Genomic DNA, 15,695 nt, shown 5'->3' on the forward strand with positions numbered 1-15,695 from the left:
CACTCCTGGGGCGGCCTCATCGGCTGGGCACCACCACCGCGTCCGCGTTGCCCGGCGCGTAGACCGTGATGCCCTGGGGGAGCGACTTGAGCCGGTCGATGTCCGCGCACGCCGGGCACTTCAGGTAGCCCTCCTGGCGCGCCCGGTCGGCCTCGGCCTCCGCCTGGGCCTGCGCGACCTTCGCCCTGGCCTCCGACACCAGGGCCGCCGCGGCGAGCGAGCGGTCCACGGCCTTCTGCACCTCGGCGGGAAGCGTCACCTTGACCAGGTTGAACCGGACGCCGGTGATGAAGTCGCCGCCGAGCATGGCGGGCAGGTCGCGGGCCAGGGTGGCGTTGACGCCGTTCTGCACCTTGGCCACATTGGTCACGGTGTCGCCGGCCTCCAGCTCCGCCTTGGCGCCCGTCTCCTGGACGAGCGCGCACGAGGCGACCAGCTCGGCGCACCGGTGCGCGCCCACCTGCACCCGCATCGCGTTGTCGATCACCGGGCGGACCGCCTGCCCGAAGAAGGCGGCCCAGCCCTCGTCGCCCTCCCAGGCGTGCCTGGCGGTGTCGTCCTGGCCGCGGAAGGTGCGCGTGCCGTACCGGTCGTCGAAGCGCCGCAGCGACTCGTGGTCGAGGTTGAGGGTGAAGTAGAGGGTGCCCTCTATGCCGAGGTTAACGCCGTCGCCGCTCGGCGTGGTCACCACGTCCACCCCGAGCGCGGTGGCCCGCTTGGGGTCGGCGGTGATGGTGTAGAAGCGCTGCTGCGCGGGGTAGGCGTGCACGCTGGACCACATCCCGGCCCAGGTGATCCCGGAGCCGGGGTCGATGATCTGGCGGATCGCGTTGTCGTCGAACGGCCCGCCGTCCCGCACTACCGCGACCTCGCCGGCCCCGGTGCGCTCCAGGCCGCCCACGAGGCCGATCAGCGTGGGGAGCCCCAGCACGGCCGCGATCACTCCGGCGATCACTCCGATCCTGTATGACATGGCGTTCCCTCCGTGAGGGCGAGAGGCATCCCCCTCACGGTAAGAATTGTTGAACGATTCGACAAGTGAATTGGCCGACAATCTCGGACGCACGGATCGCCGCAAGGAATAAGGCCAGGTCAGAACTGGTGTGTTTGTCCGGATATGCGGTAATTAAGCAGGTTATGAGCGATGTGTGGCGCCGGACTCCCATCACCGCCGGCGGCGGCATAGGCACGGCCGCCGAGCATCCCGGCATGCGCGATGCGCGTTACCTCGCGCGCCGGCGATCAGTGGCCGCGCCGGCGCGGGGGCATCGGGTGGGCGACCCGTCGCCGACGGTGGCCTACACCGAGGAGGAGCAGGCGACCTGGCGCGCGGTCCACAAGGCGCTCGCCGAATCCCAGCGCGCGAACGCCTGCCGGGCCGCGCTGGACGGCAGGGAGGCCGCCGAGATCCCCGCCGACCACGTTCCGCAGCACGCGGAGATCGGCGCCCGGCTGCGGCGGCTGACCGGCTTCGACTACACGCTGGCCGCGGGCGCGGTGGCCAACCGGCGGTTCCTGGGGTCGATGGCCCGCGGCTACTTCCACGCCGTGCAGTTCCTGCGCCACCCCGCCGTCCCGATGTACTCGCCCGAGCCCGACGTGGTGCACGACATGTTCGGGCACGGAGCCCATCTCGCGCTGCCCGAGTTCGCCGCGATATACCGGCTGGTCGGCGAGGCGGCGGCGCGCCTGGAGACGGACGAGGCGCTGCAGGTGGTCAGCGACCTCTACTGGTTCACCCTGGAATACGGGGTCGTGGACGAGGGCGGGGTGCCCAAGGCGTACGGGGCCGCGCTGTTGTCGTCCTACGGCGAGCTGGGCAGGCTGGGCGGCTGCCTGCTCGTGGACCTGGACGTGCCGGGCATGCTGGCCACGCCGTACGAGATCTCCGGCTATCAGCCGGTGTTGTTCCGCGCCCGGTCGCTGGGGCACGTCGCCGACACGCTGGCCGGCGTGCTGGGCCGCCTGGACGACGGCGACGCCCCGGGGCTGCGCCGGGCGGCCGTGGCCGGCCGGCGCGCCGGGCGAAGCCGGCCCTGAGCGCCGTGTGGCCGGGCGGGAGCCCCTTCACTTTCGCAAGGGCCCCGCCCGGGGAGCACTCAGGTCGCCGCCGACTCCTGCCTGGCATGGTCGTCCACGACCCGGATGGTGCCACTGGGGCACCGGTCGGCCGCCTGCCTGGCCGCCCTTTCCTGGGCGGGTGTGGCGGGCTGGGCGAGGAGCACCACGGTGCCCTCGTCCTCGTCCTGGTCGAAGAGGTCTGAAGCGGTCAGCGCGCACATGCCTGCGCCGATGCATCGCTCCACGTCGAGTTCGATCTTCATCGGTGCTCCTTGTTCAGGCGTTCACTCTCCAGCATGTCAGGCCCGGCCCGCGCCCCGCGCACGTCCCCGGGAAGTTCGCGGCGTGTATCCCGGTACGTGCGGAGGGCTACCCTTGAGCGCGTGACGGTGCTGATCGATCCGCCCCTGTGGCCGGGGCCCCGCGGGCTGCTCTGGTCGCATCTGGTCAGCGACACCTCGCTGGAGGAGCTGCACGCGTTCGCGGTCCTGCTGGGCGTGCCGCCGCGCGCCTTCGACCGCGACCACTACGACGTGCCGGAGACGATCCACGCCCAGGCCGTGGCCCTCGGGGCCGAGGCGGTCACCTCGCGCGAGCTGCTGAGCAGGCTCATCGCCTCAGGGCTGCGCCGGCGGCGGGCCCGCCGGTGAGCAGGTCCAGCTCGGCGGCCAGGTTGGCGCGGGCCGCCGCCTCCCACAGGTCCCGGCCCAGCGGGGTCCGGTAGAGCCGGGGCGCCGCGAGCAGGCGGCGCAGGATCTCCGCCCGCCCGGCACGGAACGCCGCCTCAGGCACGTGCCGGTACTCCTCCCGCACCGCGCGGGCGTACGCCTCGTAGCCGGGCCCGGCCAGGACCGCCAGGTCGGCGTCGCACAGCACGGCCCCGTCGGCGTCGCCGTCCGCCGGGTCGTGCGTCGCGGTCAGGCGTACCAGCCGGGCGGTGCGGGCGATCCGCTCGGCGGGCACCCCGCAGCGCGGCAGCAGCCGCTGGGCGAGCTGCGCGCTGCGTTCCTCGTCGTCGCCCGCCAGGCCCTCGTAGACGGCGTCGTGGAACCAGGCGGCCAGTCGTACCGCGACGGGGTCGTCCGCGTGCCGCTCCAGCCGCTGGGCGGCGGCCAGCACCGCCCGCAGGTGGCCGGGGGTGTGGTAGCGGCGGTGCGGCTCGGCCCAGCGCGCGATCAGCTCGGCGGCGACCGCCAGGGAGGCCGGGGAGTCTCCGGCGAGCGCGGGCCAGCCGGCGGCCAGGTCTGCGCATTCGTCGCGTTCATCCACAGAAGCAGCATGACATGGCCGATGTGCCACGATCGATGTGCCACGATCGATGTCCTTCCATGACACCACGGGACGATCGGCGCTGGTACTTTTCGATCCTGGGCCGGGCGGTCCGTCAGCGCCGGCGGGTCAGCAGCAGGTGCGCGAGCAGGCCGCAGGCGGCGCCCACGGCGTACCAGAACAGGTCCGGCGGGTTGAAGGTGCTGCCGAGGGCCAGCCGGGCCAGCGCGCTCTCCCGGGACAGCGCGGCCGGTACGCCGGTGAGCTGCGCGAACTCGACCAGCCAGCTCACCCCCGCCGCCACCAGGGCGGCGACCGGTGGCCTGACCCTGGGCGCGGCCACGACGACCAGCGCATAGATCAGCAGCGTGTACAGCGCGTCGCCCGCGTACTTCGCGAAGTCGCCCTCGGCCACGGCCCGGACCCCGAGCCCGGCCGCCACGGTGACCACCGCCGCGAGCGCCGCCGTCAGCCGGGTACGCCCGCCGCCCACTCCCGATCCGCCCACCCCGGCACTCTACGGGCCGGTCCCTGATCAAGCGAGGTCGATCACCAGGCCGTTCGCTGGCGGAAGCGGCCCGCGATCTCGGGGGTGCCCGGTCTGCTCAGTACGATCCGGGAGACCTCGGCGACGTGGTGGTTCACCGCGCTGCCCCAGGTGGCCCGCCCGTCGGCGATGAGCACCTGGCCCATCGCGCGCCGCTCGCCGTCGAGGGTGACGACGGCCACGTCATAGACGCCGGAGATCGGCGCGTTCACGATGGTGAGGAAGATCCAGCTCGGCGCGCCCTGGTAGCCGAAGACCTGGCCGACCCGCCGTCCGGCCGAGTAGACGCCCCCCGCGGTCAGGTACCGGCCGTTGGCGGCCTCCAGGGTGGCCCGGTATCCGGCGGCCAGTGTGCGGTCGGCCTCCGTCGCCCGCCACACGCCGCCCCCCGCCAGCGTGGCGACCGCGATGAGCGCGACCAGGACCGCCGCGGGCCGCCGCCAGGCCCGGTCGCCGGGGTCGGCGGGACGCCGGTTCCGTGGCGGGTCGCCCGCCGCAGCGCCGCGCAGTGCCCGCCATCGCCCTGCCGTGCGGCCGTCGCGCGCGCTGCGCCCTCGGCCCGGCTCCCGGCGGCGCGGCGGGCGCCCGCGCCGCCGCCATCGGCCCGGCGGCTCGGCGCCCTCCATCTCGATCCGCGCGAGGACCGCGACCTCGAACCCGGCGGGCGGCTCGTACGCGGGCGTGAGTGACAGCAGCTCGTCCACCACGGCCGCGTTCTCCCGCAGGTCGTGGCGGCAGGTGGGACACCCCGACACGTGGCCGAGCACGCCGGCCCGCTCGTCCCCCGCCGTCGCGCCCGCGGCCAGTTCCGGGATCACCTCCCGGGCCCTGGCGCATGCCGGGTCGTCACTCATCACCGGCCACCTCCATCCGCTCGCGCAGCTTGGCCATCCCCCGGCGCAGCCGTGTCTTCGCGGTGCCCAGCGGTATCCCCTCCCAATCGGCGACCTCCTTGCCCGTCATTCCGTAGAAGACGGTGAGCGCGATGACCCGCGCCTGCTCGCGGGGCAGCGAGTGGAGCGCCTGACGGACGAACTCCTCGTCCTGCGGCGCCTCCTCCCTGCGCTCACCGTCCAGCAGCTCGGTCAGGAGCCGCTGCGGGTCCACCGGGTCCTCCCTGCGTAATCGCAGGGCGTCGACCGCCAGGTTGCGTGTGATCGTGAGCAGCCAGGTGGACACCTTGCCGCGTCTGGCGTCGTACACGGCCGCGTGCCGCCAGGCCCGGACGAACGCCTCCTGGGCGACCTCCTCGGCGACGGCGGCGTCCCCGAGCACCGCGCGTGCCAGGCCGAACACACGTGCCTGATACCTGCGGACGAAGGACGCGGCGGCCTGGGTGTCGCCGGCCGCCATGCCGGCGAGGAGCGACTCATCGGAAAGTGCCCACACACCGTAATACGGTCCCAGGTCGCCCTAGAGTTTCACCAAATGTTCGGAAATTGGATGACTTGTCATCTCTAGGGGACGTACGTGACCTTGCAGGGGGCGCCGTCGATGGAGAACCAGCTCGGCCGAGAGTAGGCGCTGGAGTAGGGCCAGGCGTATCCGGCCGAGATCGTCTCCGCCGGCGCGATGGTCCTGGCCGCGTCCGACAACGTGACGAACGCGCCGTCCTGCACCCAGTGCGCGCCCCAGGCGAATCGGATCCGCTGGTCGCCGGGGAAGGCGAAGAACAGCCGCCATCCGTTGATCGGAGTCGTGCCTGTGTTGGTCAGCCCGATGGACGCGTAGGCCAAGTCGCCCGACCGGCCGGTCGCGTGCTCGACGTGGCAGTAGGGGACCGGCACTCCCGGCCGGGCGTAGGCCATGTACACGTCCGACCAGGCGCTCATGTTGCCCGCCGCGTCCCTGGCCACGATGAAGAATTTGTGGACGAGGTCGGGCAACAGCCTGGTGGCGGTATAGGCCGGTATGGGGGAGGTGCCGATCCGCCCTATGGTGTCGCCTGCGATCTGGTAGATGTCGTAGCCCGTCACCCCGGTGTCGTCGGTGGAGGGCGTCCAGCACATCGGCACCTCGCCGTAGTAGTCGGTGGCGCACTCCCGGATGCCGGTCGGCTTGGACGGCCGCTGGTCGTCGGAGGCCGCCCTGACCGGCCCGCAGATCGAGACCATCAGCGCCAGCGCGAGTGAGACCGTGAGCGCACGGCGTTTCGTCAAACGCATGGGACACCATCCTGTCGAGGGTTCGCCCGGTGCGGTCCGAGGCGATCGTCGGCCGGGTGCTCAGGGGTGTCAACCCTGCGAAATTCCCCTATTTCCGCATCTCGCGCCGGGCGGCGCTGGACTCCGCGCTCGCCTGAGCGCGCTCGCCTGAGCCGTTCCGGATAAATCGGGCAAAGCACTCTAAAAACGAATCGCCCGGCCGGAGACGGCTAAGTGCGCGCGGCGGGCGTGTTCCGGCCTGGCTGCGCCAAGTGGCGCGGGATACCATCCGGGAATGGCGAATGACGTGCTTCCCGACCCGGCCACGCCGTTTGGCGAGCGGGTGCGGCGCAGGCTTACCGGCGACCTCGTGCTCTGGCTCACGACGGTGGCCCATGATTCGACCCCGCAGCCCAATCCCGTATGGTTTCTCTGGGACGGCGCGGAAAGCCTCCTGATCTACAACAGGCCCATCGCGAAACGGCTGGTCAATATCCGCCGCAACCCCCGGGTGTCGCTCAACTTCGACAGCGCCCAAGGGCGCGACATCGTCGTCATGACGGGTGACGCCGAACTGCTCGACGAGCCCGCCACCGACGTGCCCAACCCCGCCTACCTGGAGAAATACCACGACGACATCATCCGGATCATCGGTGACGCCGACAGCTTCGTCCAGGCGTACCCGGTGCGGCTCCGGGTACGCCTGACGCGCGTGCGGGGTTTCTAGACCGCCGCCGGCTATTGCGGCTTCCCGGTTTCCGACCAGCGCCGGAAAACGGCCAGCCACTCGGGTGACCAGCCGCCGTCGCACGGCATCGAGCCGTTGCTCAGGCGCTTCAGGATCTCGGCCGAATGGGTTTTCACGTCCTCGTACGACCACAGGTCGAACGCGAACCGCATCGAGTTTCTGTCCATGGCCCTGAACAACGGCTTGATGTGCGCGGCGAACGATACCGGCTCGCCCGCTCCGGGTAATGTCACCACCTGCTCTTCCGGTTCTTTTTCCGCCAGCGCGGAGACCCGCGCGCCCGGAGTGGCGTTGCACACCCACCACCAGCGGGGCACCGGCATCTTCTCGGGGGGCCGCGCCCCCGACTGGGAGTTCTCCAGGGCGATCCGCGACCCCCACTCCAGGTAGGCCACGAAGGCCGCCCGGAACTCCGCGTCGGCGGGCAGCCCCGCCTGCTGGGCGGCCTGGCACATCAGGGCCACCCAGCGGGCCCGCTGCGGTTCGCTCAGCCGCTTGCCGAGGTGCTGGGCGATCATCCGGTCGTATCCGCCGTACTCCTGGCTGTACGCCTTCGGGCCGCCGAACACCTCGCCCAGCCACTTGGCCACCCGGTTGGGGTGGTCGGGGTGCATGGCGGCGAACAACGGCCCGATGAGCGGATCCTCCGGCACGTACTTGCCGTAGAACAGGCGGGTCATCCGGGTCAGCGCCGGAAGGCCGCCCGCCCACTCGAACAGCGTCGGCTCATGGCTCGGGTCCTCCACCGGATCATGGAAGCCCGCGTACCAGTGCATGCCACTGCAGAAGGGCTTGTTCTGAGAGTGGCCGCAGCGGCAGAGGCTGTAGTGCTCCAGCGACGCCCCCTCGTTGCGCTCGGCGTCACGGCCGCCCTGGCCGCACAGCGGGACGCCGCCGGTGATGCGGTACGGCCCGTCCTTGGAGACCTCGATCGCGGGCTCCCGGTCCGAGTCCACCGTCTCGCGCTGCTCGACGCCCCCCAGGGCGAAGCTCAGCGCCCCGGAGGGGCAGTCGCGGACCGCTCCCACGATCTCGTCGAGCCGGCCGCCGCTGGCGGCCACGAAGGGCTCCTTGCCCACGCGGAACACGGCGGGCACCCGGTCGGTGCAGAACCCGGAGTGGGCGCAGGTGCCGCGGTTGTCCAGCACGGTCAGGCTGACACCCGGATGGCTCTCGCGGTGATCGGGCACCCGGTTGGGGTCCTTCGCGCCGGAGAAGCCGGTCCCTTCGTGGCCGCCGTCGCAGAACGGCTTGGACTCGGAGGCGCCGCACCGGCACAGCGCCACCTGCGGCCCGGCCAGGATGGGACGTCCGAGCCAGTCGTGCAGGGACGAGACGTTGGTGACGAGGTAGGGCCCGTCCTCGGCCACCTCGATGCCGCCGTCCAGGCCCTCGTGCAGCGCGCGCAGCCGCGCGAGCCGTTCGGCCGCGACGTCCTCGGCGGCCAGGCGGAGGGACAGCTCCTGGAGGGCGGCGACGGCCTCGCGCAGCTCGGCGCTCGCGCCGGCGCCCTCCTGGACCCGCAGCGTCGTGGCGTCGATCGCCGACTCCCACAGCCGGGCCTCAAGGGCGCCGGGCGACCCGTCGTCCCCGGGCGGTGTGGCGGCGATCTCCGCGTCGCCGTCCGGCTCGTCCGCCACTTTCGCCAGCGGGCGGATCACACTGGCCCGGAGCCGTGGCCCGCAGGCCGCCCAGGGCTCGGCTTGTTGCACGTTCTCGAATTCGTGTGCCAAGCGCGTTATATTTCGGAGAAGAGAGCCTAAGGTGATATCCGTCATAACGTAACCTCGATCGTTCGCGACCTCATGCCCGCCGACGGGACGGCTTACCGCAGTCAATTCCGGCCTTACGGTAGACCTGTCGTCGTGGTCCTGCCCAGCTCGATGACGGCACTTCATGAGGTCGGTTCAGACTTCCTGCCATGGAGAATCCGCGTGCTGTCGCGGTATGACCACGCCTTTCGGTTCGGCCGGCCCGCGAAATGCGCCGTGCAGGCGGTTGAGCGAGATGAACGCGTGCGCCGCTGACACCAGTGTCACGTGCCGGTGCCAGCCGCCGAACGACCTGCCCTCGAAGTCGTACAGGCCGATTCGCCGGCTGATCTCCTCCTGATCCCGGTGGACCTGGTGAGTCAGATTCGCGCACGCCAGCAGGGCGGGAACCGCGGCGTTGGTGATATTGGAGACCCAGAACGCGGGTTTGCCCTGTACCGAGTCCCGCCATTCGGCGATGAGCGCCAATGCCCGCTGCATGGGCGGGACGTCCACGCCGATCGGGACGAACGCGTCGCCGGGGTCGCTCATCCCGACGTCCGAATTCGTCAGGTGGTCGGGCAGGTTGACGTGCACGGCCGCCGCGAGCACCCCCTGATGGGTCCCGCGCTCGCCGTCGTGCCACTGCACGACCCTTCGCCTCCCCTTGAGGATCTGGGCCAGGGCGTCGGCGGTGTACTCGTCGTCGGCGCCCCTGCGGCCGGGCACGGGCCTGGCCCTGACGAACCGGGTCGCCCGGCTGACCCGCACGATGAACGGGATGTGCAGGCGTTGCAGCTCGCCGATGATCTCGCCCGCGTCGGCCTGGCGTACGTCCATGACGGCCGGGCGCATGGGCAGCCCCCAGTCGTTGATCATGGTGATCAGCGCCTCGACCCCGTGCTCCCAGGCGGGGGCGTTCTTGACCTCCACCGGGATCGCGGCCCGCCGCCGCCGGATCGGGTCGTCGGTCCAGCTCGGCGGCAGGATCAGCCGCCAGTCCATCGGGCAGCTCACGCCCGGCTTGACGAACCACACCCCGAGGGCCTGCTGGCAGTTGACCAGCCGGCCCATGTGGGTGACGAACTGGGTCTCGACCCCGACGGTGTTGCTGCCCGACTTGGGGATCACGAGCGGGGCGAGCACCCAGGCGGTCGCCTTGAGGTGCCGGCACAGCACCCTCGCCAGCCGGCGGCGCACCTCCTCCCACTCCCAGGTCGACTTGCTGACGAACTGCTGCAGATTCTGCTGGGAGGCTGGTTGGTGCGCCGTGGCGGCGATGTTGCGCATTGACTTGCGGCCCGCAGACAGCAGCAGCCCGCGGACGTACATCCATCCCCACCGGCGCTGGTCCCGCCGGCTCAGCGGTGCGAAGAGTTCTTCACAGAACTCCTGTAGTGAATCCTCGCGAACGCGACCGGCGAGTTGTGCGGGCGACTCCGTGACGTGGTGTTCATGGTTGATCGATTGCACACTTGTGTCTTCCTTTCCGGTTCTGGTGCGTGCGGGATCGAAGCGTGGCCGCGCCCCGGAAGGAAAACGAAGAAGGGCGGCCCCGGCCTGCGCCACCTCCCCCGCGGACGCCTTGTCGGCCTGCCTGGCTTATAGATAAGCAAAGAAACCCCGTTCTGGCTATGTGGCCAGAAGGATGGAGAACCAAGCTGTTGCCGGATCTTGTCCGGTTATGCGAGGTTCGTCCAGTGAAACACGGTACGCCGCACGCCGCGTTCGGTCGCTAATAGGCGCATTTTCTTCATGGGGAATCGGGATGCGATCTCCGGCGGGCCGATGAGTGGGTATAGAACGCCCGGAAATCAGGTATTTAATCGGCCATCTGAAGTTCATCCGCATGACAAGAAGAACGATATTCGGGCGGCGAATACCGGCCTTTTCCTACCAACGTGCTCGATGCGCCCCGGGGATGGTCGCGGCCAGCGCGCGGATCCGCCCGGCCGCCTCGTGCCCCGGATGGCCGTCCACGAACACGCCGCCACGGCCCATCGCCGCGAATTCCGGTACGTACGGCAGGATGGTGAGCGGCGGCGGGACGCCGTAGACGGCCCGCACGTCGCGCTCGACGTCCGGTTCGGCGAGCGCCGCGGGCACCATGTTGACCACCAGCCGGAACGACGATCCGGCCGCCCCCGGCGCGCCGGGCGCGTCCTGGTGGCCGCCCACCCGGTCCACCCGCACCACCGTGTCGGCCATCCCTGTGCTGACCAGGGCTTCGGTGTTCAGTCCGGGGGGCGTGTCGAGCAGCAGCACGTCCAGGTCCAGCAGGTCCACCAGGCGGTGGCAGCCCTCGACCAGCAGGCCGGGGTCGTACCCGCCGACCAGCGCCGCCGCCGCGTCCTCGCGGTCGCGGCAGGCCGCCACCGCGAACAGCGCGCCCTCCGCGCCGCCCGCCCCGCGGTGGTGCCGCACGGCGTCGATGATGTCGCAGGACCCGCACAGGTAGTCGGCCAGCGAGCGCGGGACGCTCAGCCCGAGCGCGGCGGCGAGGCCGGGCGACTGCATCGCGGTGTCCACGACCGCGACCCGCCTGCCGTACCGGAAGGCGACGCAGGCGATGTTCACCACCATGGACGTCTTGCCGGTGCCGCCGTGCGGTGAGCACACGGCGACGATCGGCGCATGACCCCGGCCCACGGTCTATGGACACCTGCGCAAGGCCAGCATGGTGATGTCGTCGGACTGCGGGGCGCGCCCGCCGTGCGCTTGGACCTCCGCGAGCACGCGGGTCACCGCGTCCTCGGCGGGCGCGCCCGGCATGCCGTCCAGCAGCTCCACCAGGCGCGGCAGGCCGAACATCCGGCCGGCCTCGTCCCTGGCCTCGGTGACCCCGTCGGTGTACATGAACAGCGTGTCCCCCGGGGCGAGCGCGACCGCGGCGATGGTGAACACGGCGTCGGCCCAAAGGCCCACGGCCGGGCCGGTCGCGCGCAGCAGCCGGTGCCCGCCCGCGGCGCGCAGCAGGATCGGCGGGTTGTGCCCGCCGTTGATGTAGAGGATCCGGCCCGTGACCGGGTCGGCCACGCAGAAGAACAGCGTGACGAAGTACGCCTGGCTCAGATGGTTGGTGGTCAGGTAGGCGTTGGTGCCGCGCACCGCGGCGAGCAGCGGCACCGCGCCGATGCCCGGCGAGCCGAGGAAGCCCTGCCTGCCCGGCAGCAGGAACGGCGCCAGCGCGCCGGTCCACCAGTTCTGCGCCGAGTGCCGCAGCAGGGTCCGCATCAGCGCCATGAACAGCGCCGAGCCGATCCCCTTGTCGCACACGTCGGCCACCAGGAACGCCGCCCGCCGCCCGGCGGCCATCCAGAAGCCGTCGTAGAAGTCCCCCGAGACCTCCCTGGCCGGCTCGAACCGCGCCGCGACCTCCCAGCCGGCCGGGCAGGGCAGCTCGGCCGGCAGGAAGCCCTCCTGGATCCGCCGCCCGATCCGCAGGTCCCGCTCGTGCGGCAGTGCGGCGAGCGACGGTTCCAGGTCCCCGACCGCCCTGGCCAGCCGCCGCCGTTCGTGGCCGCCGGCCAGGCGGTTGCGCACCAGCCCCGGTGTGAACGGCGGCAGGATGTAGTCCAGCCCCGCGTCGAGGTGCGGTTCGAGGCTGACGTGGTCGGCGCCGCAGAACAGCAGCGCGCCCGGCGGATCACCGGAGCGCCGCCACCGGTCCCTGACGAAGCCGACCTCCCCGACGGTCAGCTCGGCGTGCAGCAGCAGAAGGTCGGGGTCCAGGGTGTCGTGCGCCCCGGCCAGGACCTCCCTGCCCGAGGCGAGCACCGGGCGGGTGCCGCACTCGGCCAGGGCGCTCGCCAGTTCGTGAGTGGTTTCGTCGCCGGCGCCGTGCCTGCCGACGACGAGGACCTTCAACCCATCCATCCTCTTCTGCCGTCTTCAGCGGATTTCGGCCTCGCACAGCCGGCGTCCGGAACGGCGGACCACGATGATCGTCCGGTTCAGGTCGCCGGTGCGTTCGTACATGATCCGGTCGGCGCACATCCGGGCGAGGGTCAGGCCGAAACCGCCGGCCGTGCCCTCCTCCCGCCGCCACACGGCGGCCTGCCGCACGGCGGGCGCCATCCGGTCCCGGCCGGTCGGATCGAACTCCCCGGCCGTGTCCAGCACGACCACGAGGACCCAGCCGTCGCTGACCGACACCTGAAGCTCGATCTCGCCGGGCGCGATGTGCCGGAACCCGTGGGTGATGACGTTGGTGACCAGTTCGTCGGTGGCGAGCCGCAGCCGGTATGCGTCTCTTTCTCCCAGATCCGCGTCCGTGCCCGCCTGGCCGACGAACATCGCGACCTCCCCCAGCGAGGCCACGGTGGCGGGCACCCGAAGTGTCTTCACCGCGCGCCCGCTCAGCCGGAGAACGAGGACCGGATCGTGAGGGCGTGCTCCATCCCGGTCAGCCGGATCGTCTCCGCGACGCTCTCATTGGCGCCCTCCACGATCACCTCGACGTCGTCGCCCATCTTCTGCCGGGCGAAGACGAGGCCGCGCACGCCCGCCGACGAGATGTACTTCAGGTTGTGCATCGCCAGACAGAGCCGCTCGGGTGAGTGCCCCGCCGCCTGCTGCAGGATCTCGTGGAAGCTCGGTGCGGACGACGCGTCGAGGTCGCCGCTGAGCTGGATGACCACGATGCCGTCGTTGATGGTCAGATCTGCTTGGAACATTTCGGTGTCCTTTCCCCAGAAGGTCGCTATGTGCCTAGCTGATGCGTGAGCAGAGGACGACGGTCGAGCGCGCGTTCACCTTGATCGCGCGCTGGTCGCCCAGGACCGGCTCCTCGCCGATCGGGAAGACGTCGTCGGGGGCGGCGGCGAAGGTGTCCGCGGCGACCCGCCATAGTGCCCCCTCGGGCAGCCACGGAAGTTCCACCTCGCGCGCCTCCCAGTGCGCGTTCGAGGCGACGTAGACGCAGTCCACGTCGCCGTCGGCGGCCGGGGCGCATCGCATGACGGCCAGCAGCCTGCTCTCCTGCGACCAGTCCGGCGAGTACGCGGCCACGCCGTGCCAGCTGATCTCCGGCAGGCCGGGCACCACCTCACGCCCGGTCGGGTGTTCCAGCGCGTGCACCGCGGGATGGGCGGCGCGCAGCCGGGTGAGGCGGGAGGTGAAACCGGCGATCTCCTCGGGCAGGTCGCCCTCGGACCAGTCCACCCAGCTCAGCTCGCTGTCATGGCAGTAGGCGTTGTTGTTGCCCCACTGCGTGCGGGCCCGCTCGTCGCCGGCCAGGATCATGGGAATCCCCTGACTGGTCATCAGCAGCGTGAGCAGGTTCTTCATCTGGCGGCGGCGCAGCGCGTCGATCTCGGGGTCGTCGGTCGGCCCCTCGGCGCCGCAGTTCCAGCTGTTGTTGTCGTTGCCGCCGTCCCGGTTGGCCTCCCCGTTGGCCTCGTTGTGCTTGTCGTTGTAGGAGACCAGGTCGTGCAGGGTGAAGCCGTCGTGCGCGGTGATGAAGTTGATCGACGCGGCCGGTGAGCGGCCGGCGTACATGTCGGGCGAGCCCACGTAGCGGGTGGCCATCTCCCCGGCCATCCCGGGGTCGCCCTTGACGAACCGCCGGACGGTGTCCCGGTATCTGCCGTTCCACTCCGACCAGCGGTGGTAGTTGGGGAAGCTGCCGACCTCATAGAGTCCGGCGGCGTCCCACGCCTCGGCGATCAGGATGCAGCCGCGCAGCAGCGGGTCGTAGGCCAGCTCCTGCAACAGTGGCGGGTTGGGCAGCGGCGTGCCGTCCACGTCCCTGGTCATGATCGCGGCCAGGTCGAACCTGAACCCGTCGATGTGGTACTCCACCACCCAGTAGCGCAGGCAGTCCAGGACGAACTCGCGCACCACGGGATGGTTGCAGTTCATCGTGTTGCCGGTGCCGCTGAAGTTGTAGTAGTAACCCTCCGGCGTCATCATGTACCAGACGTCGTTGTCCAGCCCCTTGAACGAGATCGTCGGGCCCTCGTGGTTGCCCTCGGCGGTGTGGTTGAACACCACGTCCAGGATGACCTCGATGCCGTTCGCGTGGCACTCCCTGACCAGCGCCTTCAGCTCATCGCCCGCCATGCCGTACCGGCCGCTCGCGGCGTACCCGGCCTTGGGGGCGTAGAAGGAGACGGTGGAGTAGCCCCAGAAGTTGTAGAGCCGTTCCCCGGTCTCCTCGTTGATCCTGGAGTTCTCGAACTCGTCGAACTCGAAGATCGGCATGAGTTCGAGCGCGTTGACCCCGATGGACTTCAGGTAGGGGATCTTCTCCCGCAGCCCGGCGTACGTCCCGGGCGCGCTCACCCCGGAGGAGGGGTGACGGGTGAACCCGCGCACGTGGGCCTCGTAGATGATGAGCTGGTCCCTGGGGATGCGCGGCGGGGTGTCATCGCCCCAGTGGAAGTCGTGGAACATCAGCCGGGAGCGGTGCTGGTAGGGGTCGGACCAGTCGGGTTCCTGACCCCAGACCTCGCGGCCGGACACCAGCTTGGCGTACGGGTCGGACAGGATCCGGTCGGGGGAGCAGTTGGGGTCGGGGCCGTCGGCCCTGAAGCCGTACTCCAGGTCGTCCAGGTTGTCCAGGTCGTACACCGTGATGGACCAGATGTGCCCGGTGCGGAACGTGTCGGGGAGCGGCAGCTCCGCGTACGGTTCGCGCTGCCCGCGCTTGAACAGCACCAGGCTGATCGAGGTGGCGTTCTCGGAGGAGACGCTGAAGTTCACCCCGCCGTTCGTGAACGTGGCCCCGGGCAGCAGCGGGTTGCCGTGCCGCGCCGGGAAGCCGGAGATCTTGTGTGTCGGGTAGGCGTCGATCCGGCCGAGCAGGGGGATCGTCATCATTCCTCCGTGAGCAACTTCGTGGCCTCGTCGAGGTCTTCGGCGATGGTGAAGAAGCCGAGGAACCCCACCGCGCTCATGATCATGCGGAGTTCGCCGGACAGGCCCACCACGGCCATCTCGCCGCCGGCCCGCTGCGCCTGCCGATAGGACAGGAGCATGACCCGCAGGCCCGCGCTGGACATGTAGCGCAGGTCGGTCAGGTCGAGCGCGAGCAGCCGCGATTCGGTGAGCGCCGTGCCCACGTGTTCTTGCACGGCGGGGGCGGTCCGGCTGTCCAGATCGCCGCTGAGCCGCACCACGGCCAGCTCACCCGCCTTCGACGTGGTCACGTCGAGCGTTCGTACGGACATTTC

At 70.8% G+C, this 15,695-nt stretch carries 18 protein-coding genes; 3 read left to right on the forward strand and 15 right to left on the reverse strand.

Going from position 1 to position 15,695, the window contains the following annotated elements; genetic code table 11:
* Positions 1-16: 16 nt before the first annotated feature.
* Positions 17-973: an SPFH domain-containing protein gene (locus DP939_RS35975; protein ID WP_113985302.1), complete on the reverse strand. Its 957-nt coding sequence runs from the start codon at positions 971-973 to the stop codon at positions 17-19.
* Positions 974-1,137: 164 nt separating this feature from the next.
* Here DP939_RS35975 and DP939_RS35980 point away from each other — a divergent pair, with 164 nt between their 5' ends.
* On the forward strand, positions 1,138-2,040 hold the full coding sequence (locus DP939_RS35980) for a phenylalanine 4-monooxygenase (RefSeq protein WP_113985303.1): 903 nt from the start codon (positions 1,138-1,140) through the stop codon (positions 2,038-2,040).
* Positions 2,041-2,099: 59 nt separating this feature from the next.
* Here DP939_RS35980 and DP939_RS35985 read toward each other — a convergent pair whose 3' ends face one another.
* A complete protein-coding gene (locus tag DP939_RS35985) occupies positions 2,100-2,324 on the reverse strand; it encodes a ferredoxin (RefSeq protein WP_113985304.1) in 225 nt (74 codons plus the stop codon).
* Positions 2,325-2,444: 120 nt separating this feature from the next.
* Between DP939_RS35985 and DP939_RS35990 the strand changes: the two genes are divergently transcribed.
* Entirely contained in the window at positions 2,445-2,711 is a 267-nt protein-coding gene (locus DP939_RS35990) for a DUF4031 domain-containing protein (protein ID WP_113985305.1), read from the forward strand.
* On the opposite strand, the gene DP939_RS35995 is transcribed toward DP939_RS35990, so the two are convergent.
* The 5 genes from DP939_RS35995 to DP939_RS36015 form a co-directional block, all read right to left on the reverse strand.
* On the reverse strand, positions 2,671-3,330 hold the full coding sequence (locus tag DP939_RS35995) for an HD domain-containing protein (protein WP_225878707.1): 660 nt from the start codon (positions 3,328-3,330) through the stop codon (positions 2,671-2,673). The two genes, DP939_RS35990 and DP939_RS35995, sit on opposite strands and share 41 nt — an antisense overlap.
* A 115-nt stretch (positions 3,331-3,445) precedes the next feature.
* The gene (locus DP939_RS36000) at positions 3,446-3,838 is read right to left on the reverse strand and encodes a ribosomal maturation YjgA family protein (protein WP_113985306.1); all 393 of its coding nucleotides are present in this window, start codon (positions 3,836-3,838) and stop codon (positions 3,446-3,448) included.
* A 41-nt stretch (positions 3,839-3,879) separates the two neighbouring features.
* On the reverse strand, positions 3,880-4,731 hold the full coding sequence (locus DP939_RS36005; RefSeq protein ID WP_113985307.1) for a zf-HC2 domain-containing protein: 852 nt from the start codon (positions 4,729-4,731) through the stop codon (positions 3,880-3,882).
* A complete protein-coding gene (locus tag DP939_RS36010; protein ID WP_199565643.1) occupies positions 4,724-5,266 on the reverse strand; it encodes an RNA polymerase sigma factor in 543 nt (180 codons plus the stop codon). Before DP939_RS36010 ends, DP939_RS36005 begins: the two co-directional genes overlap by 8 nt.
* 68 nt (positions 5,267-5,334) lie before the next feature.
* The gene (locus DP939_RS36015; RefSeq protein WP_113985308.1) at positions 5,335-6,042 is read right to left on the reverse strand and encodes a cellulose binding domain-containing protein; all 708 of its coding nucleotides are present in this window, start codon (positions 6,040-6,042) and stop codon (positions 5,335-5,337) included.
* Between the two features lie 274 nt (positions 6,043-6,316).
* Here DP939_RS36015 and DP939_RS36020 point away from each other — a divergent pair, with 274 nt between their 5' ends.
* Positions 6,317-6,748: a TIGR03667 family PPOX class F420-dependent oxidoreductase gene (locus tag DP939_RS36020; protein ID WP_113985309.1), complete on the forward strand. Its 432-nt coding sequence runs from the start codon at positions 6,317-6,319 to the stop codon at positions 6,746-6,748.
* A gap of 11 nt (positions 6,749-6,759) precedes the next feature.
* Here DP939_RS36020 and DP939_RS36025 read toward each other — a convergent pair whose 3' ends face one another.
* The 8 genes from DP939_RS36025 to DP939_RS36060 all read right to left on the reverse strand — a co-directional run bounded on the left by DP939_RS36025 (position 6,760) and on the right by DP939_RS36060 (position 15,692).
* The gene (locus DP939_RS36025) at positions 6,760-8,502 is read right to left on the reverse strand and encodes a CDGSH iron-sulfur domain-containing protein (RefSeq protein WP_199565644.1); all 1,743 of its coding nucleotides are present in this window, start codon (positions 8,500-8,502) and stop codon (positions 6,760-6,762) included.
* A 174-nt stretch (positions 8,503-8,676) separates the two neighbouring features.
* Entirely contained in the window at positions 8,677-9,993 is a 1,317-nt protein-coding gene (locus DP939_RS36030) for an IS701 family transposase (RefSeq protein ID WP_158578895.1), read from the reverse strand.
* A 420-nt stretch (positions 9,994-10,413) separates the two neighbouring features.
* Positions 10,414-11,169: a MinD/ParA family ATP-binding protein gene (locus tag DP939_RS36035; RefSeq protein ID WP_147268262.1), complete on the reverse strand. Its 756-nt coding sequence runs from the start codon at positions 11,167-11,169 to the stop codon at positions 10,414-10,416.
* Between the two features lie 3 nt (positions 11,170-11,172).
* Positions 11,173-12,387 (reverse strand): PP2C family protein-serine/threonine phosphatase, encoded by a 1,215-nt coding sequence (locus DP939_RS36040; RefSeq protein WP_158578897.1) that lies wholly within the window; start codon positions 12,385-12,387, stop codon positions 11,173-11,175.
* A gap of 24 nt (positions 12,388-12,411) precedes the next feature.
* Positions 12,412-12,867, reverse strand: coding sequence for an ATP-binding protein (locus DP939_RS36045; protein WP_147268263.1), 456 nt, complete (start codon positions 12,865-12,867; stop codon positions 12,412-12,414).
* Between the two features lie 11 nt (positions 12,868-12,878).
* Entirely contained in the window at positions 12,879-13,196 is a 318-nt protein-coding gene (locus DP939_RS36050) for an STAS domain-containing protein (RefSeq protein ID WP_113985315.1), read from the reverse strand.
* A gap of 34 nt (positions 13,197-13,230) precedes the next feature.
* Entirely contained in the window at positions 13,231-15,342 is a 2,112-nt protein-coding gene (glgX, locus tag DP939_RS36055; RefSeq protein ID WP_199565645.1) for a glycogen debranching protein GlgX, read from the reverse strand.
* Positions 15,339-15,692 carry an STAS domain-containing protein gene (locus DP939_RS36060; RefSeq protein ID WP_113985317.1) on the reverse strand — a complete coding sequence of 118 codons (354 nt, stop codon included), beginning with the start codon at positions 15,690-15,692 and terminating at the stop codon, positions 15,339-15,341. Before DP939_RS36060 ends, glgX begins: the two co-directional genes overlap by 4 nt.
* Positions 15,693-15,695: the final 3 nt, after the last annotated feature.

This window comes from Spongiactinospora rosea, assembly GCF_003315795.1.
Classification (GTDB): domain Bacteria; phylum Actinomycetota; class Actinomycetes; order Streptosporangiales; family Streptosporangiaceae; genus Spongiactinospora; species Spongiactinospora rosea.